The sequence below is a fragment of the Saccharicrinis sp. GN24d3 genome (genome assembly GCF_052400645.1).
GTDB lineage: Bacteria > Bacteroidota > Bacteroidia > Bacteroidales > Marinilabiliaceae > Saccharicrinis.
On the sequence record NZ_JBQTGI010000035.1, the window covers coordinates 19,996 to 41,099 of the forward strand.

Annotated in this window: 19 protein-coding genes; 10 read left to right on the forward strand and 9 right to left on the reverse strand. The window is 37.4% G+C overall.

From position 1 onward, the window contains the following. Positions 1–446: 446 nt before the first annotated feature. Positions 447–1,454 (reverse strand): NAD(P)-dependent alcohol dehydrogenase, encoded by a 1,008-nt coding sequence (locus ACT29I_RS23610; protein ID WP_444794588.1) that lies wholly within the window; start codon positions 1,452–1,454, stop codon positions 447–449. A 482-nt stretch (positions 1,455–1,936) separates the two neighbouring features. Here ACT29I_RS23610 and mbhE point away from each other — a divergent pair, with 482 nt between their 5' ends. Genes mbhE through ACT29I_RS23650 form a run of 8 tightly spaced genes read left to right on the forward strand, consistent with a single transcriptional unit; the run spans position 1,937 to position 8,581 of the window. Further along, positions 1,937–4,240 carry a hydrogen gas-evolving membrane-bound hydrogenase subunit E gene (gene mbhE / locus ACT29I_RS23615; RefSeq protein ID WP_444794589.1) on the forward strand — a complete coding sequence of 768 codons (2,304 nt, stop codon included), beginning with the start codon at positions 1,937–1,939 and terminating at the stop codon, positions 4,238–4,240. Continuing rightward, positions 4,237–4,653, forward strand: coding sequence for an MnhB domain-containing protein (locus tag ACT29I_RS23620; RefSeq protein ID WP_430934590.1), 417 nt, complete (start codon positions 4,237–4,239; stop codon positions 4,651–4,653). Before mbhE ends, ACT29I_RS23620 begins: the two co-directional genes overlap by 4 nt. Next, a complete protein-coding gene (locus ACT29I_RS23625) occupies positions 4,653–4,997 on the forward strand; it encodes an NADH-quinone oxidoreductase subunit K (protein ID WP_430934589.1) in 345 nt (114 codons plus the stop codon). Before ACT29I_RS23620 ends, ACT29I_RS23625 begins: the two co-directional genes overlap by 1 nt. 3 nt (positions 4,998–5,000) lie before the next feature. Continuing rightward, positions 5,001–6,488 carry a proton-conducting transporter transmembrane domain-containing protein gene (locus ACT29I_RS23630; protein WP_444794590.1) on the forward strand — a complete coding sequence of 496 codons (1,488 nt, stop codon included), beginning with the start codon at positions 5,001–5,003 and terminating at the stop codon, positions 6,486–6,488. Next, positions 6,485–6,817: a Na+/H+ antiporter subunit E gene (locus ACT29I_RS23635; RefSeq protein ID WP_430934587.1), complete on the forward strand. Its 333-nt coding sequence runs from the start codon at positions 6,485–6,487 to the stop codon at positions 6,815–6,817. The genes ACT29I_RS23630 and ACT29I_RS23635 overlap by 4 nt, the downstream gene beginning before the upstream one ends. A gap of 3 nt (positions 6,818–6,820) precedes the next feature. Beyond that, positions 6,821–7,102 carry a monovalent cation/H+ antiporter complex subunit F gene (locus ACT29I_RS23640; RefSeq protein ID WP_430934586.1) on the forward strand — a complete coding sequence of 94 codons (282 nt, stop codon included), beginning with the start codon at positions 6,821–6,823 and terminating at the stop codon, positions 7,100–7,102. Beyond that, positions 7,099–7,392, forward strand: a complete 294-nt coding sequence (gene mnhG / locus ACT29I_RS23645) for a monovalent cation/H(+) antiporter subunit G (protein WP_430934585.1) — start codon at positions 7,099–7,101, stop codon at positions 7,390–7,392. The genes ACT29I_RS23640 and mnhG overlap by 4 nt, the downstream gene beginning before the upstream one ends. Before the next feature lie 58 nt (positions 7,393–7,450). Continuing rightward, positions 7,451–8,581 (forward strand): universal stress protein, encoded by a 1,131-nt coding sequence (locus ACT29I_RS23650; protein WP_430934584.1) that lies wholly within the window; start codon positions 7,451–7,453, stop codon positions 8,579–8,581. A 61-nt stretch (positions 8,582–8,642) separates the two neighbouring features. On the opposite strand, the gene ACT29I_RS23655 is transcribed toward ACT29I_RS23650, so the two are convergent. The 7 genes from ACT29I_RS23655 to ACT29I_RS23685 all read right to left on the reverse strand — a co-directional run bounded on the left by ACT29I_RS23655 (position 8,643) and on the right by ACT29I_RS23685 (position 16,802). Beyond that, positions 8,643–9,311 (reverse strand): CatB-related O-acetyltransferase, encoded by a 669-nt coding sequence (locus tag ACT29I_RS23655; protein ID WP_444794591.1) that lies wholly within the window; start codon positions 9,309–9,311, stop codon positions 8,643–8,645. Positions 9,312–9,427: 116 nt separating this feature from the next. Further along, on the reverse strand, positions 9,428–10,981 hold the full coding sequence (locus tag ACT29I_RS23660; RefSeq protein ID WP_444794592.1) for a serine hydrolase: 1,554 nt from the start codon (positions 10,979–10,981) through the stop codon (positions 9,428–9,430). Positions 10,982–11,177: 196 nt separating this feature from the next. Continuing rightward, positions 11,178–12,218, reverse strand: a complete 1,041-nt coding sequence (locus tag ACT29I_RS23665; RefSeq protein ID WP_444794593.1) for a serine hydrolase domain-containing protein — start codon at positions 12,216–12,218, stop codon at positions 11,178–11,180. 159 nt (positions 12,219–12,377) lie between these two features. After that, on the reverse strand, positions 12,378–12,740 hold the full coding sequence (locus tag ACT29I_RS23670; protein ID WP_444794594.1) for a hypothetical protein: 363 nt from the start codon (positions 12,738–12,740) through the stop codon (positions 12,378–12,380). Between the two features lie 345 nt (positions 12,741–13,085). Continuing rightward, on the reverse strand, positions 13,086–13,472 hold the full coding sequence (locus ACT29I_RS23675; RefSeq protein WP_430934579.1) for a hypothetical protein: 387 nt from the start codon (positions 13,470–13,472) through the stop codon (positions 13,086–13,088). Positions 13,473–14,688: 1,216 nt separating this feature from the next. Then, the gene (locus ACT29I_RS23680; protein WP_444794595.1) at positions 14,689–16,521 is read right to left on the reverse strand and encodes a tetratricopeptide repeat protein; all 1,833 of its coding nucleotides are present in this window, start codon (positions 16,519–16,521) and stop codon (positions 14,689–14,691) included. An 80-nt stretch (positions 16,522–16,601) separates the two neighbouring features. Next, entirely contained in the window at positions 16,602–16,802 is a 201-nt protein-coding gene (locus ACT29I_RS23685) for a hypothetical protein (RefSeq protein ID WP_430934577.1), read from the reverse strand. A gap of 285 nt (positions 16,803–17,087) precedes the next feature. On the opposite strand from ACT29I_RS23685, the gene ACT29I_RS23690 reads away from it, so the two are divergent. Together ACT29I_RS23690 and ACT29I_RS23695 are read left to right on the forward strand one after the other, a co-directional pair. Further along, positions 17,088–18,326: a hypothetical protein gene (locus ACT29I_RS23690; protein ID WP_444794596.1), complete on the forward strand. Its 1,239-nt coding sequence runs from the start codon at positions 17,088–17,090 to the stop codon at positions 18,324–18,326. A gap of 437 nt (positions 18,327–18,763) precedes the next feature. Beyond that, on the forward strand, positions 18,764–20,272 hold the full coding sequence (locus tag ACT29I_RS23695; protein WP_444794597.1) for an alpha-L-fucosidase: 1,509 nt from the start codon (positions 18,764–18,766) through the stop codon (positions 20,270–20,272). Positions 20,273–20,596: 324 nt separating this feature from the next. Here ACT29I_RS23695 and ACT29I_RS23700 read toward each other — a convergent pair whose 3' ends face one another. Further along, positions 20,597–20,926, reverse strand: a complete 330-nt coding sequence (locus ACT29I_RS23700; RefSeq protein WP_444794598.1) for a hypothetical protein — start codon at positions 20,924–20,926, stop codon at positions 20,597–20,599. Positions 20,927–21,104: the final 178 nt, after the last annotated feature.

A 21,104-nucleotide genomic window follows, 5' to 3' on the forward strand; every position in this document is an offset into this window, starting at 1 on the left:
GGCTTTTTGATTCGAATTCAACACAGAAGAAGAAATGGTTAACCTTGGATTTCTTTTTTTCAGTTCATTATTCTTTCTCTGTGCACTCCGCGGTTAAAAAAGGGAACCGCCAAGTCGCCAAGGTTGCGCCAAGGTCGCTGTGAAAACATCTTTGCGAACCCTGCGGTTAAACTTTGCGCCCTTTCCTCTGCGGTTAATATCCGAGAGCACATTGATGTTGTCCGAGAGAGGGTATGGGGTGTCCGAGCGGAGTTTTAGGATACCCGAGAGATAGTAACACCCGTCCGAGAGAAGTTTTTGTCATCCGAGATGATTTGTTGAGCGTAAGTGTTTGTATACCTCATTATCAACATTACATAAAAAAGCCATGTAGGATTTTCTAAATAGGGATTACCTCGATACGGCTATGCCTGCTACTATGGCTGCTTTTCCTGACTCTATCATGGCTATTGGCTTTCAAGTTGATGAATAATTACAACGTTTCCTTTTTTATGACCTGTGGCTATGTATTTATGTGCTTCTTCTAATTTTTCGAGCGGAAATTGGCGATCGATTATTGTGGTAATTTTACCTTCTTTGAAAATTTCAACCAATTCTGTTAGTAATTGCCTTAATTCAATAGCAGAGCGCAATCCCGTAGCACCAAATTTTGCCTTTTTTGAACCGTATAATGAAGTCCAAAGCATTTGAAGCAAAAGTGAGAATTTCAAAACGGGAGAAATAAACTGTCCATTCTTAGTCAGTGCTTTTTTGCTTTTGTGGTAGGATAGTTTTCCAACTGTATCATATACAATATCATATTGTTTGTTCTTTAATGTAAAGTCTTCTTTCGTGTAATCAATCACAAAATCAGCTCCCAAAGACTTAACCAAACCAACGTTTCGTTTACTGCAAACTCCGGTTACCTCGGCACCGTAATATTTTGCTAACTGAACCGCGGCACTTCCCAGGCTGCCTGAAGCCCCATTTATCAAAACCTTTTGACCCGGTTTAACAAGTGCAATGTTCATTAAAAAATTAACGGACGTCAGGTGTCCATCGCAAACAGTAGTTGCTTCGGTGAAGCGCAGGGTTTCGGGTAGTGGAAGAATAACTCCGTTTTCGGGGACAGCAATATATTCGGCATTGGTACCGAATCCCAGGGTGGTTTCTCCAAAAACTTTATCTCCGGCATGAAAAGTTGTAACGTTTTCCCCTGTGGTCTCCACAATACCGGCAAAACCGGTTCCCGGAATCGGATGCTTGGGTTTTCTAAGGCCGGTAAACATACGGGCAATAAAAGGTTTTCCGGTTCGCATCATGCCATCTGCCGCAGTTGCGGAAGATGCCAATACTTTTACCAGAACCTCATTTGCTTTAGGAACGGGTTTATCCACTTGCCTTAACTTCAGAACCTCCGGGCTACCGTAACCGGTTGCCACTATTGCTTTCATTTTATTATTTGACTTCATCATATCTGCTATTATGGATTATTAAAAAGTACGATGTAAAGGTATGGAGCGGGAGCAGAAGAAATGTTCCGAATAATGATGTTGTGGTTCTGTATTATAATCCCGAACCTAATAGGACAAGTATCTTTTTACTGATCGCAAAGAAATAATTTAGGAAACAAGAAGTAAACCATCTACTCCTTACTCACCCGGGACAGATAAAACCTAACCGTTCTTTTTTAAGCAAACTCTGCCCCGCACTTGTGAGGCGGATAAGTAAAAGATGAACAAGCTTAGGCACTAAAATTCTCTGACAATCGTAAATACCATTCCTTTTAAAACCGATTTCACCAAAAAAGTAGTGAATAAGATGATTAAAATAAAAAATAGCCTTAAATTAGAAAGTATCAATAAAATAATCACAATATATGTGATGAAAAGAATTTGGTTTTAATCTGAAATGATATCTCTTATTGTTAATACAGATAGCGTTAAAATTATGAAGTATGCTTATCATCCTGATTTTATATTTGGTGTTGGCCTTCGGTTTGTTTTTGATACCTAACAAGCTATCAAAATATAAGCCTCTTTTGATCACATGGGTACAATTGGGTATTTTCGGGTACTTTATATTTCAATTGCCAATTATTTCTGCGGGAAAAATTTTAACCATATCTGTGGAATGGATCTCACACCTGGGGCTGGATCTTGAATTCACTCTTGATGGATTGAGTATGATTTTCACTTTGTTGATTACCTTTATAGGTATCCTGATTTTCATATATGCCAGAACCTATATGAAAAACTACACCGGAACAACAAAGTTTTACTTTTATCTGGTTCTTTTTAGTGGTTCCATGGTAGGTTTGGTACTCTCCTCTAATTTTATTCAGCTGTTTATTTTTTGGGAATTAACAAGTATTTTATCCTATCTGTTAATCAGCTTTTTTAATGAGAATGAACAAGCACAGAAGGCTGCCTTCCAATCACTATTCGTAACCGGTTTTGGAGGATTGTGCTTGCTTGCGGGTATCATTCTGATTGGCAGCGTTGCTGAAAGTTATTCGTTGACGGATTGGTTAGACAAAGCCCATCTGATCCGGAACAGTAGTAATTATTTACCAGCTCTGATTTTAGTCCTGATAGGCATTTTCACCAAATCTGCTCAGTTTCCGTTTCACTTTTGGCTACTTGGGGCAATGCAAGCACCTACTCCTGTGAGCGCATACCTTCATTCGGCCACGATGGTAAAAGCCGGGATTTTTTTATTGGCCCGCTTATATCCTATTTTAGGTGCCACTGCGGAGTGGACACAAATTGTGCCTTTAATAGGTGCTTTAACCATGCTGACCGGTGCGTATTTAGCAATTACACAAATCGATATTAAACTAATCTTAGCTTATACTACAATTAGTGCACTCGGTATCCTTACGTTACTGCTGGGCATGGATACTCCATTGTCGGTAAAAGCAGCGTTGGTTTTTCTATTTGTTCACGCTTTTTACAAAGCAGCCCTTTTTATGCTTGCCGGTTTTCTCACAAAACTAACCGGAACAAGGGTAATTGATCATTTTGGTGGGTTAATTAAGGTAACCCCATGGGGATTTATTATTGCGTTGATCGCCTTGTTATCCATGGCTGGTTTGCCCCCGATGCTTGGTTTTATTGGCAAGGAGCTGATTTATGAAGCTAAGATTGATTCGCCATGGATTTCTTCCCTTCTGGTATTTCTAGGTGTATTAACTAATGTTTTTATGGTAGCTGTTTCATTCCTGCTTTTATTCAAAGTGTTTCTAGGTCAATCAAAAACTGATACCAAAATAGCCAAAGGTAACTACAACATGCTTTTGTTTAGCCCCGGTATTCTTGCTTTGCTGAGCTTAGGATTGGGACTGTTTCCTGATGTGCTCACTACAATTATAGAACCGGCAATAAGCACTATCCTTGCTGATAAAATACAGATAGAATTGAAATTATGGCATGGGTTTAATATGATACTATTACTTAGTGTGTTTACCGTTCTGTTGGGCAGCCTTCTTTTTATCCTCATGTATAAGAACAAGCGGATTATTAAGGGCTGGCAACGAATAAACAACCGCTTATTCTCGATCAATTTCACCCGGGTTTTTTCAACTGGAATCAATAAATTCATTGATTTTTCCGCTAAAAACACTCATTTTATTCAGCATGGATACAACCGTTATTACATAATTACCATTATCATTTTCACTTCAGTGCTTCTATCGTTTCAATTGTTTATGACCAGGGGGTGGGAAACAAACTCTTCTTTTACGCTACGTCCTTTTTACATCTCTGGCTTAGTGGTCATCATAACATTTTCGGCCCTGATGAGTGTGTTCTCAAAAAACAGCATTTTCACAGTAACAGCACTGGCGGTAACAGGTTATGGCATTTCACTTATATATCTGTATTACAGCGCAGTTGATTTGGCAATAACTCAAATTATTATAGAAACCCTAATGGTAGTAATGTTTGTGCTTGCATTGAGGAGATTGCCAAAATTCACTAAACTGTCAGGTCTTTCCACCAAAATACGGGATGCCATTATTGCATTAAGTTTTGGTGTTATCATGACCATGCTGGCACTAAAAGCAATTAGCGTAGATATTAGCCCCTCTATCTCAGGCTATTTTGTGGAGAACAGCAACTTAAAAGCCTTTGGTAAAAATGTGGTCAATGTAATTTTAGTGGATTTTAGAGCGTTGGATACGCTTGGTGAAATAACCGTGCTTGTCATTGCCGCACTGGGTGTCCTTACTTTGTTGAACGTGAAAAAATCAAAGAAATGAATTCTATCATATTACAAATAGCATCGAAATACTTAAAGATAATATTTCTGTCGTTCGCGTTTATAGCCTTGTATAGAGGTCACAACTATCCTGGCGGGGGATTTATCGGTGGACTTTTAGCTTCCTTGTATATCGTGTATGACAGCCTGGCGTTTACAAGCCAGCAGATCAAAAAAAAGTTAAGGGTACGGCCGGAATCCTATATGGGTATGGGACTTACATGCGCACTTTTGAGTTTTTTACCCAGTTTACTTACCGGGGCACCACTAATGAAAGGGACTTGGCTATCGCTAAATATCGCAATGCTTGGTGAAATAAAGTTGGGCACACCTCTGTTATTCGACATTGGGGTCTTTTTTACCGTAATGGGGGTCACCCTTATGTTTTTATTCACACTTTCAATTAAGAAATAATGGATATACTATTATCAGCATTAACAGGTTTATTATATGCCGGGGGTGTATACTTGATATTAAGACGAAGCATCCTAAAGTTTATTATCGGAATCATCTTTCTAAGTAATGCTACGAACCTGCTTGTTTTCCTTTCGGCAGGATTAGTTCACGGAAAACCAGCTTTTGTAGATGGACTGGAATCTGACCCACATATCCTAGCAGATCCTTTGCCCCAAGCATTGGTTCTAACAGCAATCGTGATCGGCTTCGGTATTGTTATTTTTACACTGGCATTAGTGGCTAAATTTTTTAGCGTGACTTCCACAGAAGACCTGGATCAATTGAAAAACACAGACGCTTAAGCCATGACTGAAATTGCGCTACCCATATTGCTGCCTTTAACGCTTATAATAATTTTAATTTTTATAAGATCCTCCTCCTATGCCAAAAGGATCGGCATTGCCGGCAGTACCTTGTTACTCATCGTTGCGGTATACCTTTTTATTCAGGTTAAGGAAAATGGTATTCTTGTACTGCAAATAGGAGGATGGGAGGCACCTTACGGTATTTCGTTGGTAATGGATTATTTAAATAGTATCATGTTGGTAACGGCAACACTTATTGTTTTTGCAATATCCATCTACGCGTACCATTATGTTGGAGACAAGCCTAAGTTTTCCAGATTTTTTATTTTCTTTTTTGCCTTGATTATGGGTGTAAACGGCGCTTTTATAACAGGTGATGTTTTTAACCTTTACGTATGGCTGGAAGTTATAATGTTATCCTCGTTTGTGCTTATTACAATGGGTGAGAAAAAAGAACAGCTTGAAGGAGGAATAAAATACATGTCATTAAATCTTATTGCATCACTGTTATTTTTAGCCGGAATTGGGTTGTTGTATGGCAAAACAGGCACCCTGAATATGGCCCACCTTGCCCGGATTTTAAACAATGATCAACAGTCCATATTGTTGAATACATCTGCCATGTTGTTTTTTATTGCCTTGGGAATGAAAGCTGCCATTTTTCCTTTATTCTTTTGGTTACCGGCCTCCTACCACACGGCAAACATAACGGTCACATCACTTTTTGCCGGATTGCTGACTAAAGTCGGTGTATATGCATTAATCCGTTTTTTTACACTCTTTTTTGTTCAAGATGCCTATTTCTGGCATAATCTATTGTTGATATCGGCAGGTTTTACAATGGTAATTGGAGGAATGGCAGCATCAATTCAATACGATACAAGGCGCATCTTGTCGTACCACATAATTAGCCAGATTGGTTATATGGTGATGGGTTTGGGAATATATACGCCCTTGGCGTTGGCAGGAGCTATCTTTTTTATCATACATAATATGATAGCTAAAACCAATACGTTTTTAGTCGCTGGTATTGTTTGTAAATTCAAAGGGACTTATTATTTAAAAGATTTAGGTGGACTTTTAAAGGAAAGACCTTTGCTGGCAATATTATTTATCATCCCGGCGTTTGCATTGGCAGGTATTCCGCCATTATCCGGATTTTTTGCCAAGTTTATACTTATAAAGGCAGGTATCGAAGACAAGCATTACCTAATTACTGCAGTGGCCCTTCTAACAGCGATGCTGACACTTTATTCGATGATCAAAATATGGAACGAGGCCTTTCTGAAGAAACAGCCTGAAAAGACTACTATACCTAAAGATGTCAAAATCACATTTAGTGATATTTTTCCATCTGCAGTTCTGGCATTAACCAGCATTTTACTTGGGGTTTTTGCGGCCTCTATTTACGAATTAACATTATCCGCAGCCAACCAATTGCTGGAACCAAACGTTTATATTGAAGCAGTATTAAACCGAACGAAATGAGAGCATTGAAGAAAATATATTTGTTCATATCCTTCCTGATGTTTTATCTCTTGAAGCTGATACAAGCAAATATCTATATCGCTTATGATATTTTGACACCAAAAATGCACACAAATCCCGGGTTTGTATGGGTACCAATAAAAGTAAGTTCTGACATAGGCATATTGCTTCTTTGTAACCTTGTATCCATGACCCCCGGAACATTGAGTGTGGATATTGACAGGGACAAAAAGAAATTACTCGTTCACTATCTATATAAAACCCTAGATAGCGATGTGGTTGCTGAAATTGAAGAAATGCAAGACAGGATAATTGAACTAACAACTTAAAAAATGACTGACGGAGTTCTGGATATAGCTGTTTTAATTGGCTTTGTATGTATGCTGTTAGCGCTTTTACTGGCTTTTATTCGTTTGGTGAAGGGGCCAAGTATGTACGATCGTATTGCTGCTATGGACCTAATGGCCTCAATTACTATGGGCTTTATTTTTATATACAGTATTGTAATAAACCAAAGCATGTATGTGGATATTGCTATCATTATCTCCCTTGTTTCTTTTATTGGAACCGTGGCCATATCCACCTTTTTAAAGCTAATAAACAAAAAAAAATGAATCAAATATTTATCTCTGTATTAATAGTTTTGGGCGCTTTGTGGATTTTGATTGCGGCGATCGGTCTGATTAGATTTAAAGATGTTTACAGTAGAATTCATGCCACAACCAAAGCGACCTCCCTGGGCATAATGCTGATAGTTGCCGGTGTTGTGTTTTATTTTAGATTATGGGATGTTACTTTAAAATCGATCCTAATAATCGTGTTTGTATATCTGACCTCACCCTTAGCGGCCCATTCAATTGCTAAATCTTCTAAGGATGATACAGATACAAAAAAAAATTTGTAACTTAAGAAGATTCAACGGTTGTAGATCAATTTTCAGCTAATTCATAAAATCTTGGCCTATGAAATTCCTTCAAAATATACTTGTGACAGTTGATTTCAGTGAATCAACAGAATATGTTATTGCAAATTCTATCAGGTTAGCGAAAAAATATAATTCGCAGATTACATTAATGCATGTCATTTCTGATGACCACCTGAGCACTAAATTGGATAATTTTATTGAAGAATCCGTTAGTTCAAAAATAGAAAAACTAATTGCGCAGATTAATGATAATGGAATAGAAGTCAGAGACAGCATCGTTGAACATGGTGTCCCTTTCGAAAAAATAATTAATGAAGCACAAAATAATGACTATAACGTTATTGTGGTTGGTTCAAGAACAAGAACAGAAAAGGATTCCTTTAAATTAGGGATTACTGCAGAGAAGCTCATCAGGAAAAATCAAATACCAGTATGGGTTGTCAAACATGAACACTTAAAAAGCATCAAGAAAATATTATGCCCGGTTGACTTTTCTGATGCTTCACTAAGAGCTGTCACTAATGCTATAACGCTAGCTAAAAGCTTTGAGGCAGAATTGACGATCCTACATACTTATACTTCTTCCAGCAGCTATTCCATCTGGATTGAAGTAGATTATGCTGAAGAAAACGAAAGATTAAAATCTACACAAGAAAAAGAGTTTGATGAGTTTCTGGAACAGGTAAACTTAAATGATGTAACTTATAAAAAGGTTATAATGGAAGGGGTCGCTCATCAGGAGATATTGGATTTCATTAAAGAAAACGACATTGATCTGTTACTGATGGGTACCACAGGAAAAACTGGATTAAGTAGAATACTGACGGGCTCCACTACTGTAAAAGTTACGCGTGAGTTACCATGCAGTTTTATCACAACAAAGGCCAAAGACATTACTGATGATTATTTTGAGAGTAACCTAAAATCAATAGAATCAATTATAAATTCGGCTAAACAATCCTTTCAAAACAAAGACTATGAAAAATGTATCGAGAAATATTCTATTGCATTGAAACAGTATCCCGATAACATTCCCATCCTGATGGGATTAATTGAGTCTTATAATGCTGTTGGCGACACGCATAAAGCAGATTATTATAAAAAATATGGCAGGGAGGTTGTCAAAAGATTATGGGGAAATAAATACATATCTAAATTTAAATTTTAGATAAGGTATATAACGTTCTGGTTATTTGGCAGAGTATATGCAAAACAATGCAATAGTCTAATCATCTGACTTGCCATAATTTTTCAATATCTGGGTTTAGAATACAATCCAGGTTTTGTTCTATTTTTTCTATTTCCCAATCCCACCATTTTAGTTCAAGAAGTGTTTTAATCGTCTTTTCAGAGAAACGTTTCTTAATGGCTTTGGCCGGATTACCGCCAACGAGCGAGTAGGGATCAACATCTTTAACAACCACAGAACGGGCACCAATAATAGCTCCATCGCCAATGGTTACTCCGGGCATAATAATGGCTTCCATTCCTATCCATACGTCGTTGCCAATGATCGTATCGCCTTTGTTCCCGGGAACGTGAAACATAGCTTCAATTTCGGTAGTGGTAGTATTGGGTGTCATCATAAAATTGTGGAACGGAAAAGTTGAAAAGCCATTCATATTGTGGTTGGCAGAACTGGTAATAAACCTTACACCGTGAGCAATCTGACAGAATTTCCCTACTATCAGCTTTTCGGGACTTAACGGAAAGAGGTAGGGGGCTAAATACCCTGCATAATCATCTAATACCTCTAAATGACCGAAATAACTAAAATCACCTATTTCTATCCTGGGATGATGAATCACCCGGTTCAGGTGAACCACTGTTTTTATTTCTGTACCATCCGGCATAACCATTGGGTATTTTTTATGCGGGTTCAGCAATGCAGTATCCATATTGTTTTAAATTAATAGATTAAACCCGGATTATGTATTGGAGGTTCGTCATGAGCATTGCAAGTACAAATTTCAATGTGTAATAGACTTTCTAATGCATATCGCGGGTTATAAAATCATTCAAGCATCTTTAATTTCTCCGTTGCCCAATTATTTTCCGGTTTTAGTTTAAGGGATTTTTCGTAAAATAGTCTGGCGGAATCGTTCTTCCCACTTTTCTGATAAGCTTCAGCCAGGTTGTTATAATTATTCCATGAGTTAGGGTATGTTGCTATATTTAATGCGAATATTTTTTTTGCGTCTAAGATATTTCCTGCATGCAGATAAGCATATCCTTTATCCATTAAAAAACGTTTATCAAAAGGCAAATAATCGGGATGCAATGTCTTTTTTCTACGATATTGTATAACAGCTTCATCTACTCCCTTTTCAGTTATTAACTGATGAAATTCATTGTACTCTATACAGTCTGCAACATGCCATAAATCATATGCACTAAAAAATTGATTGGAATTTCCACAATGTACAATAATGATTTCTTTATCGGGGATAACATAAATAGCTTGCCCGAGATTTCCATTGGCAAAAAACTGTACGGTAGCATCACTATTGGTGTTTCCCCACCACTGATAGTTATAATAAGTGTGCTCGCAATTATCTCCACCAAGCCATGCCGGATAAATTTCACGAGGAATGTCCTTGTTTTCGCGCGTAGATTCCCTGACCCAGTCTTCCGAAATGATCGGTTTCCCGTTCCAATTGCCATCATTTAGCATTAACCGACCAAAACGTGCATAGTCAACCGCACGCGCTATTAACCGGCTGGGCATATACTCAAACCCCGACTTTTTACTGTCTATTGAAAACAAGGCATCGTATTCCATTATCTGAGACCAAAGTTTATCACCAAGGTATTCCGATACTGTTTTATTTGTGGCCCGCTCTACAATCAAACCCAGGTAACTGGTGTTGTAATTGCAGTACTGAAACTTTTTTCCGGGCTCCGATGCTATATCCACTTTTTTCAGCAATAGTTTCCGCACATTGGGATGGTAATATCCTACTGCTTCATCATGCCAGGGAAGATGAATATACGTGCCCGGGAAATGGCCCTCAAAATAATCCAGACCGGAACGCATTTCAAGCAAATTTTTAATCGTGATTTTTTCGAAATCCGGATTACGTGTTTTCAGTTCCGGAATATATTTGGTCATCGGATCATCAACGGATGTAACAAAACCATCATCTATGGCTGCGCCAATTAAAAACGAGATAAACGATTTTGCCATTGATTGGGAATGGAAATAGGATTCCTTAGAAAAACCGTTGAAATATTTCTCATATAGAATGGTATCCTGTCTGATAAAAATCAAGGCAGTGGTTCGTGATTTTTCAGCCCATTCATCAAAGCTTTGAAAACCAGATTGCTGCACCCTATCCTCGAATAATGATTCCACGTAATCCTCTTCCGGTTTTTCGGCAAACCGAAAGGTGTCTTTTGAACCTTCAATTTTCCTGTTTTCGTAATATTGGTAGTCGTAAACATCGGCCACATTCTGACTAACCAACCGATACACATAAGTTGGGGAATATTTAACCGAAAGAATGACCAATATGAATAGTACCATGGTTAAGGGCGTTAGCACGATAATTTTAATTGCTTTTTTCATTTCTTACTTCTTTAAAAGTCGAACCATAAAGCTAAATGAGCTACAAGAAACAATAGTCCGGGACTCTTTTGTTAAGGTTCGGAATTACCTTGTATTGAGTGACTTTTAGATGCTCGTTACATAATTTCAATATTTGACCTTGTAACTTGTTACCCATAGATGAATTAATATATCCCTGATTAAAGTTAACTTACCATTATGAGTTTGTTGTATTCCTCAGTATTTTGACAATACGCCTGTATAGGATTTCCGATAAATGCCAGTTGTATCCATCAAAATTAGTGGTATTCGTAAATTGAATAACAACGGTGTCGATATCTTTGTGATATTTAGCAATACTTTGGTAGCCGGGAATGAGACCTTTATGCTCGTATGCGTAAATGGAGGAATAAATTTCCTTTTCTCCTTCGTCAAACACCGAACCCTTGTTTAATGCCCTTAAAAACACACCTACATCCTCTGCCGTAGCAACCATTGAACCATAATCAGTTGTTTTTATATCCTCTTCAACGCCAACATAATATCCACTCATTAATTCGTCCATGTTTACATCATGAATGGAGCCGAAAGTGTTATTAAGCTTGAGCGGTATCAAAATTTCCTCCTTGATGAATTGAAATTTGTCATAGCCCACCACCTTTTCTATGAGTTCGGAAATCAACAAATAATTGGTATTGCAGTACTGATATTTTTTCCCGGGTTCAAAGTTACCCGGCATATCCAGTACCCGTTCAAGCGCATCCTTACTGTTTATCGGTGGGTCTATCCAAAAGTTTGGGGTGTCGGTAATATTGGGGATACCACTCCTATGCTGAATCATCATTCTTAGGGTGATTTTTTCCGCATGTTCAATTCTGCCCACAAGTTCCGGGAAATAATCGGCAAGTGTTTTATCCAACGACAAAAAATTTTTATTTACCAGCTTGGTAATTGCTACCGCATCATATAACTTGCTGATACTGGCAATTTTGAATAAGGCATGCGGGCGGGCAGGTATTTTACTTTGGCGGTTGTGCCAGCCAGCGGTGTAATAAGCTGGGGGTTTGCCCGCTTTGTCCACATAAACGATTATTCCGTCAAATTCGAATTCCACCGCTTTACTTACCTGTTCCTGAACCGTATCGGGCAGTGGCACTAACATTGCCCTAAGCAAAATCCAAGGCACAAAAAACATAGATATTAGGGTTCCAATAGCCAACACTACCCTGAGTATTTGTTTTGTTTGTTTCTTTGTCATAATGACATTTTTTAGGAAAGATACACTTATAGTAAGCTATTTATGGCTCCGATGTTTATTTGCAGCATTGGCCAATAACATCAGGTTTTAATAAACAATTATGTATAAATATTGTTTGTTTTCTCTGTCAATTGAATAAGAATATCTTGTCGTCCTTGATTATTGGTTTTTCACATCATCCACATTAAATATATCATTTTGTCTTAAACAAGCCATTAATCTCAGATGTAACATTTTCGTTTGGTGAAATGCATAAAATTCAAGAAGTACATCTATAGATGTTGGTTTCTTCGAATACGGATGATTCAACGGAAAATCACTGAGAGCAAGATTCTCTTTATCTTCTCCCATTAACTCACTCAATTCCACCGTAACCATGGCTCCGGCGGAGTAGGAAACCTGTGTATTCCCATTTGTGGCTTTGTAAAGAAGCTGATTCCTATTTACTCCTTGTTCGTTGTCATAAATTTGCTGATGAATTTTTAATGGGTTCATAATAAATGTGCAATTATCTTTTTTCATGTACGTTTCATTATCCGCAAACAAATGTATAGTACGAAAGGCGGATAAGGGTTCCGTATATTTGGAGAAACGTTCGGAATTATAATTGCGAACCTGTTTGGCTTTTTTAATGTATTTGAGCCGCTCGAGGAACGCTTGTGTTTCACGAATAGAAACTAGAATAATTATGCCGGCTAACTTATCCAACCAAAAACTGTTTGGTTAGCCAAGTTCATAATGTGTATAATAAAAAAGAGGTTGCACAAAGGTCTGAATGTTTAATTCCAGACTTGTAGCTCAACCTCCAAATGAATAATTTGTGAAGACTTTTTTTTCTAAACCAAAACGTTTTTAGATCAGAAAAACTTAACCTTTGGTTTTCTCAATCATATGTTCAATAACACGATTATGCTCATGTTGTGGACTGAACATGATGATTTCCGCATCCACATCCACCTTTACATTGTGTCCCGATGGCCAATAAAACATATCATTTTCGTTTACGGTTTCCTGAACACCATTCTTATTTGTTGCGGTAAGTTTACCTTTCAGAACATATCCCCAGTGCGGGCATTGGCATAAGTTGCCCTCAAGTCCAATAAAGAGTGGTGTGGTATCTACTCCTGCAGCAAGGCTGAAATACTCACCACTTATTTTACCTAACCCGGATGCATCACCAAAATTCGTTCTCTGACGTATGGTAGCGCCAGGAATTTCCAGTTTTACTTCAATGTTTTCTTTTGCTACTTTCATGGTTTGTTCCTCCTTATTTTTATTACGTATGCATTAATGAATTTTAATGAATACTTGATTATTACTGATTGTAAAAGTATAGCATTCAACATCCAACGATATGCACATTTAGATATATTAAGTGAACATTTGGTTCATAGACCGTAAAAAAGCAGTAGGGATAATCGCTCAAGTTTTAATGTAATCAGAAGGTAAAAGTTGAAATCTGTGATGGAAACATTTCGTAAAATAAATTTGACTGTTAAACCTTGGTTCATAGCCAATTTACAAAATGGTTTGCATGTTCCTATATCGTCTTTCTCAAGCTTGATTTAAACCTGCAATAGGCATTAGAAATCCTCCTATGCAATTAGACTATTTCATAACAAGGCGTTTCAGTAACTTGTTTCAACTCACCGGAGGGGTGCTATACCCGGTTTCAGCAACCCCTTGTTTTATGTATTTTAGATGCCCGTTAAGTACCTTTAATAGATAATAAACGGTATTCCTTCAGAAAACTGTTTGGTGATTCTCCGGTTAAAAGCATAATTTCGGGTACTTGATATTTACACATACCTACAGGTTGTTCAAAGTTTTTAACTTCTAAATCAGCTTTGTATCGGTCTTTTTCAATAAATTTAATCACTATTGTCCGGTAAAACTATTTTCAATTGAAACATCTCATTTTGTCTCAAGCCGACGGGCTTTTCATTTTTGCCTACAGCAGCAAAAACGAAACAAAAAATGCCGCCACTGCTGATAAAATTACTAAAAATCAAATCTTTTCGCTATAATCAAAGAACTCGCTACGCTCTAACAGCTTTAATTTTTACGCTTCACTCTTCGATTTTCTTAACGCATTTTATCAGAGGTGGAAAAGCAACCCCGCTGTAAGTGAAACTACCCACAAACCTTACAATACAACATTCTCACAAATATTTTGAAAACTTTACCGGACACCAATGAAATTTAATATAGTATTTCATTATTGGTTTTATCAATAAAGCAAAGACTGTCTGTCATTTTTAATTGTATCCTTAAAAATGCTTTATCTGCATCAACAGGCATACCTGTTACCCATCCAATTTTAATGAGAAAATTTGAGTTGTATAATGATACTATTCAATTTTAAACAATTCACATTTTTTTGAGCTATCTGGCCCAAAAAATTGTCTGTAACAGCGCTACAAGGGTAGCTGGATTTGAAGATGTCAGAACGAAGTTATTATCATATATTCTATAATTGGCGCTTTTTAAGAAACTCCTTCGGGGTCATCCCAGTTTCTTTTTTAAAATAAGTATTAAAAACGGTTTTTGAGTTGAAACCACTTTCATACGCCAAACCCAACAGCGAGATGTGTGAATAATCAGGGTTTTGGGCAAGGGTTTTAAAATATTCGATCCGGTAATGATTAATAAACTCATTAAAGTTTTGGCCTAACTGCTCGTTAAGTAACCACGAAAGTTTATTGGGATGGATTTGTACTTGTTCTGCTAAAGACCGAAGCGACAGGTTTGGCACAAGAAAGGGTTCTTCTTCTTCAATAAATTTGAGCAAGAATTCACTATATTTTACAGTTGTGGACTCATCCAATAAAGGTGTTTTTGTTGCTTTTTCTAAATCCTCATATTTCGTAACCGGAAATAGTTTTTGTTGACAACTTAAGTAACGTGCATCCTTTTTTAAAATGTTAACAAATGGATCGGCAAAACTTATTAAAATAATGGGTGAATTTATATTAATCATCTTTTCCAGCCAGTCGAATGCTTCGTCGGGTTTGTTGGCTATGGCATAGGCCAGATAAAGGTACGAATGTGCTTGGAACGAAGTTTTGTTTTGTGCTGCCTCCTGCAGTTTTAAAAAAAGGGTTTCCGCTGATTCGTTGTTGTTACTTATGAACATATTGGCAAGGCAAGCTATTCCTAAATATTCATCGGACGGAAGAAGGTCTTTAGAAATGCTGTCGAGATAGTCTAATGCCTTATCAGGTTGCCCCTGATGAATCAAACAATAACATTTTTGAACAATGCCCGGGATGTTCTTCGGATTAGCTTCCAGCATTTTATTAAATATATCCAGTGCTTTGCCAAATTCTTCCATACGATAGTAATAGTATGCTTTATAGAATAAGGTTTCGTGTGAAAGAGGGTTAATTTTTAACCCTAAATCAATATGACTTCTTCCCTTCTTCAAGTTTCCCGATAGTATATAAAGTAAAGATGTAAATTGTAGAACTTGTACATAATTCGGGTTTAATTCCAATGCTTTCAATGCATACTCCAGCGCAGACTTAAAATCTGCTTCCGTAAAAAAATATAGGTTTGCTAACTGGTAATATACTCCGGCATTGTTAGCATCGAGTGTCTTCGCTTTTTGTATGTATTCCTTAACTTTTGACCAGGCTGCTTCAGAAGGCATCATTTCTGTTACCGCTAAAAAACTATATGCATCGGCCAAACCAACATAAGCTTCGGTAAATTTGGGGTCTATGGATATGGCCATTTCATTCAGATCAATGGATTTCCTTACGTCTTCGGGATTCCATTTGTTAAAGTGAAATCGGGCTTTTAAAGAATAATCGTAAGCGGATATATTAGCGGTTTTCCTGGGCACCAAATGTTCCTGTATTTCAAAGTGACCATACTGTTCCCTGAGTTTATCGGCAATCAGCAAGCTGATTTCATCTTGTACTTCGAAGATGTTTTCGAGTTTCCGGTCCCAGGTTTCCGACCAAAAGTGAAAATCATGCTCCGCTTGAATCAATTGTGCAGTAATACGCACTGTATCTTTTGCCAGCCTCACACTCCCCTCTAAAACCACTTCAACCTTCAGTTCTTTAGCAATTTGTTCGACAGGTTTGTTTGCGTTTTTAAATACAAATGAAGATGTACGGGAAGTTATTTTTAAGGAATCTACTTTTGCGAGGGCATTGATAATTTCTTCGGTTATGCCATCGCTGAAATATTCAAAATCCCTGTTGCCACTCATGTTTACAAATGGCAGAACAGCAATAGTTTTATCTCTTATCGCTTGGTTAACAGTATGTTTTGATCCTGTTTCGCTAGTCATAAAATAACCATCTTTTAGTAAGCACAAAAATATAGATAAACAACAAAAGGCCATACTATAAAATCAACGGATCAGCCACATTAATAATTAGGCCATTTTTTATGGTTTTCAGCCATACCATAAATACCGCCGGGAACACTAATTGACAAAACGAGTGTTAGCAGACCTACGACCCATAAGTATGTACCTTTGGTTCTGTTGTGTGCCATCAGGTGTATAAGAATTACCAATGCAGCAGAAAAATTTATGCATATCAAAATTCTATATACTATTCTGTTCATCACAAACCTTTAAACAAAATATTCTATCTATTTGTTTCGTATGATAATTATCATCAGGAAGCAATTTTAATAAAAACCCATGGTCGCCCATATTTGTGTTTCACCTAAATCACATCATTTTACGAATGTTCCGGACAAAAAAAACCTTTCCATTAACACATATCCTTTTGCTATATTTGAAGGTAAATGGGGAAATGGAATGAAGGTAAAAGCTGTCCGGTTCATGCTATAACCATAATCGGAAATGATGTGAATACACTCAGAAAAATCTTAAATAAGTAAATAATGAAGAAAATTGTTATAACTCTTGGTTTGTTTCTCGTTTCATTAATTTTGTTCTCTCAGGAACTCAGCAAAGCTGCCTGGTTAGAAGATTTAGATGCGTATAAAATGGGGTTGGAACAAAACCACATCAATGTTTACCATACCATCAATAAAGCGGAGTTTGAAAAAGAGTTACAATCAATTGAAACTTTGCTGGAGTCTAGGTCAGATTTGGAGATTGCCATTGAATTAATGCGGCTTACCCGTAAAATTGGCGATGGACATACGGCCATCTCATTCCGTAATCAGCAAACCCATAATTATCCGTTTGAGCTAAAAAACTTTGAAGGAAAATGGAAAGTAATCCGTGTGGATGAAATGTACAGCTATTTATTAGGAAAAGAGTTGGTTAAGATAAATGATTACTCCATAAATAAAGTTGCAAAGAAGGTAGAGCAAGTAGCACAGTTTGTCGAAAACGAATATTCCCGAAAAACGAGAACATCCCAGTATTTAAATTTTTCGGAACTGTTATACGGGCTTGGAATAACTAACAAAAAAACTGCAGCTTCTTTTACCTTTACGGATGAAACGGGCCTGTTACAAACAAAAACACTACATGGGTTAAGCCAGGATGAATACAATAATCATGTATTCAGGGAACTAAAAATTGCTGTTCCCGAAATAAAAACTCCCGGAAACATAAAAACACAAGATTTTTGGTACGCTCCAATTGCAGGTACTGATGGACTATACATTCATTTTGAAAGCTATCCGACATTTGAGGAGATGATGACTATTGGGGAAGAAATCGTAGGTCACATTTTCGAGGCCAACATCCGGCAACTCGTAATTGACATGCGAAATAATGGTGGCGGCGATTTGTACACGGGATTGGTGCTTGCCTATGCCTTAAACCTGGCCGACCCTGTCGATTGGGAATCGGGCGTTTATGTTCTTTCCGACAATGTAACTTTTTCGGCAGCCACAAGCAATACAGCTCTTTACCGGGAACTGCTGAATGCCAAAATCGTCGGCGAACCCAGCGGTTCAAACCCAACGGGTTATCAGGACATGGACAGCTTTGAACTTCCAAATTCCAAACTGGTAGTATGTTATTCCAAGCGATTTTTCAACATTCAGGAAACACGCACTGCTGGCGTTCAACCCGATGTTTTACTGAATTACGATTGGGATAGTTTTTCGCAAAATAACGACAATATATTACGATGGGTAATTGACCGCATCAAAGCAAAGTAAATTGAACTTCATGCACGTTGATGATAAAATACACATCTAATGATTTTTTTTCCTATTAAAGTTAGTTGATGGAAAATATGACTGTTGCCAGGATTGTACTAAGGGCTAATCCTTCATTAACAGTATGGTCAGGTAACAATTGAGTATTATAAGTGCTCAATCCAATTGTAAGTACGTTGGCAAGTCACCTTTGCCTTACTCTAGCCATATTATTCCGATAAGTAGAATGAATGACAGGTTGACATGGACTTTACTTGGAAAAGAGATCTTGAATCGCATAATAAAAAGTTACAAAGTCAACTTGTTTAAGTGAAAAAAAGTCACAAAAAAAGGGGGTATTTTGTTCTGCAACCCTAAAACCCTAAAACCTCCCTTCTACCCTATGGAGATTTCATTACTTTTAACACTTTCAGAGGAATAACAAAAATCAAATAATAATGAGACACCTATTATCACTATTACTCCTTAGTTTGGTATTGGCACCATGTTATACCCAAACTATAAACCAAGAAAAGATAGAAAATGATCAGTACGAAGCAAGCTGGGAATCTCTATCGGCCCACAACGAGGCACCTGAATGGTTTTCGGATGCTAAATTCGGTATATATTTTCACTGGGGTGTATATTCTGTTCCTGCTTTTTATTCAGAATGGTATCCATTCCATATGTACAGAGATGGTAAAGTAAAGCAACATCATATTAAAAAATATGGTGAGTTGGAGAATTTTAACTACCACGATTTTGTTCCTATGTTTAAAGGAAAGAAGTTTGATGCAGAAGAATGGGCGCAGCTATTTCAAGATGCGGGAGCTAAATTTGCTGGTCCGTGCTCGCAGCACCATGATGGATTTGCCATGTGGGACAGTGAGGTAAATCCATGGAACTCGGCAGACAAAGGTCCTAAGAAAGATATCACCGGTCTTTTATCTAAAGCCGTTAAAAAGCGCGATATGAAATTCATCGCAACCTTCCACCATGCCCGTAATTTACAGCGTCACGGAGGAAATCCTGAAAAATTTGCTACTTATCACAGTCATTTTGCTCATGTTCCGGGAACAGCAACCGCTTCAAAAGATGCCGAGATTGCAAAGATGTATGGTAACATTCCGGCGGATGAATTTAATGAGTACTGGTTCGATCAATTAAAAGAGGTAATTGATCAGTATTCTCCCGATATTATCTGGTTTGACGTTTGGTTAAGAATGATTCCATTGGAATATCGCCAGAAATTTGCCGCTTACTATTTAAACGAGGCTAAAAAGAAAAATCAAGAGGTAATTATCGCATATAAGCAAGCCGCTATACCTAAAACTGTTGGAGTATTGGATATTGAGCAAGGGGGTAAAAAAGACTTATCGGAGTCGGTATGGTTAACGGATGTAACGCTTAGTAATAAATCTTGGAGTTATGTTGAAGGACAGACTTATAAAACACCTGAAATGGTGGTGAGAAACATGATCGACGTTTGGAGTAAAAACGGAGTGGTTCTTTTAAATGTGTCTCCAACAGCTGATGGTGTGATCAACCAGGAGCAAAGAGATATTTTAAAGCGTGTTGGAAAATGGATGAAGAAATACAGTGAGGCAGTTTATGAAACACGTCCGTACTCAATCAAAGGATTTGGAAATGCGAAAGCAGAAGAAGGAAAACACGGTGGTCAATCGGCAACCCAAAAATATACTGCAAAGGATGCTCGTTTCCTAAAATCTAAAGATGGCAAATATCTATATCTTTTTGTACTAGGTAAACCGGAACCAGGCTCCGTGATTTCTACCAAAGAATTAGGTTTACACAAATACTATCCTGAAGAAGGAATTAAAAAGATTACCCTTATGGGATCAAACACGGAGTGTAAATGGGGCTTTGGAGATATCAACTTCGAATTAACTGTTCCGGATGCCGAGTTGGATGATATAGCCAATGTCTTCAGAATGGAACTTAATTAAATATGATTGCATCTAGATAACACTTTACCCCGAGGTTCATCTTGATTCTCGGGGTATTTTGTTTTTCAGAACTCGTATAAATCATTACTATCGTAAACCGCCCCTCCTATTAGACCTGGTTTTACAAGGTTTTAGGCATGATAGGCTTCATTGAGTATGCGCACAAAATTAGCATAGTTGGTTTCTTCATTATAAAGTAATGTTTTGATACCCTCGAAGGGTTCATTTATTTTTCCTATCAAAAAACACTAACAAAAGCGCTGGTAGCAATAATAAATCGGCTATTAGTGCAATGCAAACAACGATACTAACCAATAATCCATTTTAATATGTCTCCCTGAATGGAGATGTCAGCAAAATAAGAAATCCAAAAAACAAAATTAAAGATGAAAGTATCATGGCCTTGTCTGTAGAGTTTAATGATAATAATATTGATTGCTTCACATCTCCACTCATTTGTTGTTCATACCTGAACTTACCAAAAAAATGAATCGTGTCATCCACCGCTATCACATAACCTATGGCAAATATAATAGAGATGGAAGCATCAATCTCTATATGCGCATACCCCAGAATGGCTCCAGCAACTAACAGAGGAAAACCATTGGGCACTAAAGCAATCAATACCATTTTAAATGGGTTTGATCGTACCATTCATTATAGTTTGGCTGAACAATAGGATCCCAATGCGGATACTGCCATACTTTATCTGCTCTCTTAAACACACGTTCCGGAATTCCTTATTTCTCTCTTAATAGATAAAACGGAGCTTACCCACCCAAAAAACGGTTTGTCCTCAGGCTCATAAATTGTCAAAAAAGCGTCAAAAAAA

Bases quoted from the DNA above. Each gene is read 5' to 3' on its own strand.
- ACT29I_RS23695 (WP_444794597.1), top strand. From the start codon at position 18,764: ATGAGACACCTATTATCACTATTACTCCTTAGTTTGGTATTGGCACCA.
- mbhE (WP_444794589.1), top strand. From the start codon at position 1,937: ATGCTTATCATCCTGATTTTATATTTGGTGTTGGCCTTCGGTTTGTTT.
- ACT29I_RS23640 (WP_430934586.1), top strand. From the start codon at position 6,821: ATGACTGACGGAGTTCTGGATATAGCTGTTTTAATTGGCTTTGTATGT.
- ACT29I_RS23610 (WP_444794588.1), bottom strand. From the start codon at position 1,454: ATGATGAAGTCAAATAATAAAATGAAAGCAATAGTGGCAACCGGTTAC.
- ACT29I_RS23675 (WP_430934579.1), bottom strand. From the start codon at position 13,472: ATGAAAGTAGCAAAAGAAAACATTGAAGTAAAACTGGAAATTCCTGGC.
- ACT29I_RS23680 (WP_444794595.1), bottom strand. From the start codon at position 16,521: ATGACTAGCGAAACAGGATCAAAACATACTGTTAACCAAGCGATAAGA.
- ACT29I_RS23690 (WP_444794596.1), top strand. From the start codon at position 17,088: ATGAAGAAAATTGTTATAACTCTTGGTTTGTTTCTCGTTTCATTAATT.
- ACT29I_RS23625 (WP_430934589.1), top strand. From the start codon at position 4,653: ATGGATATACTATTATCAGCATTAACAGGTTTATTATATGCCGGGGGT.
- ACT29I_RS23665 (WP_444794593.1), bottom strand. From the start codon at position 12,218: ATGACAAAGAAACAAACAAAACAAATACTCAGGGTAGTGTTGGCTATT.
- mnhG (WP_430934585.1), top strand. From the start codon at position 7,099: ATGAATCAAATATTTATCTCTGTATTAATAGTTTTGGGCGCTTTGTGG.
- ACT29I_RS23655 (WP_444794591.1), bottom strand. From the start codon at position 9,311: ATGGATACTGCATTGCTGAACCCGCATAAAAAATACCCAATGGTTATG.
- ACT29I_RS23635 (WP_430934587.1), top strand. From the start codon at position 6,485: ATGAGAGCATTGAAGAAAATATATTTGTTCATATCCTTCCTGATGTTT.
- ACT29I_RS23650 (WP_430934584.1), top strand. From the start codon at position 7,451: ATGAAATTCCTTCAAAATATACTTGTGACAGTTGATTTCAGTGAATCA.
- ACT29I_RS23700 (WP_444794598.1), bottom strand. From the start codon at position 20,926: ATGGTACGATCAAACCCATTTAAAATGGTATTGATTGCTTTAGTGCCC.
- ACT29I_RS23670 (WP_444794594.1), bottom strand. From the start codon at position 12,740: ATGAAAAAAGATAATTGCACATTTATTATGAACCCATTAAAAATTCAT.
- ACT29I_RS23620 (WP_430934590.1), top strand. From the start codon at position 4,237: ATGAATTCTATCATATTACAAATAGCATCGAAATACTTAAAGATAATA.
- ACT29I_RS23685 (WP_430934577.1), bottom strand. From the start codon at position 16,802: ATGAACAGAATAGTATATAGAATTTTGATATGCATAAATTTTTCTGCT.
- ACT29I_RS23630 (WP_444794590.1), top strand. From the start codon at position 5,001: ATGACTGAAATTGCGCTACCCATATTGCTGCCTTTAACGCTTATAATA.
- ACT29I_RS23660 (WP_444794592.1), bottom strand. From the start codon at position 10,981: ATGAAAAAAGCAATTAAAATTATCGTGCTAACGCCCTTAACCATGGTA.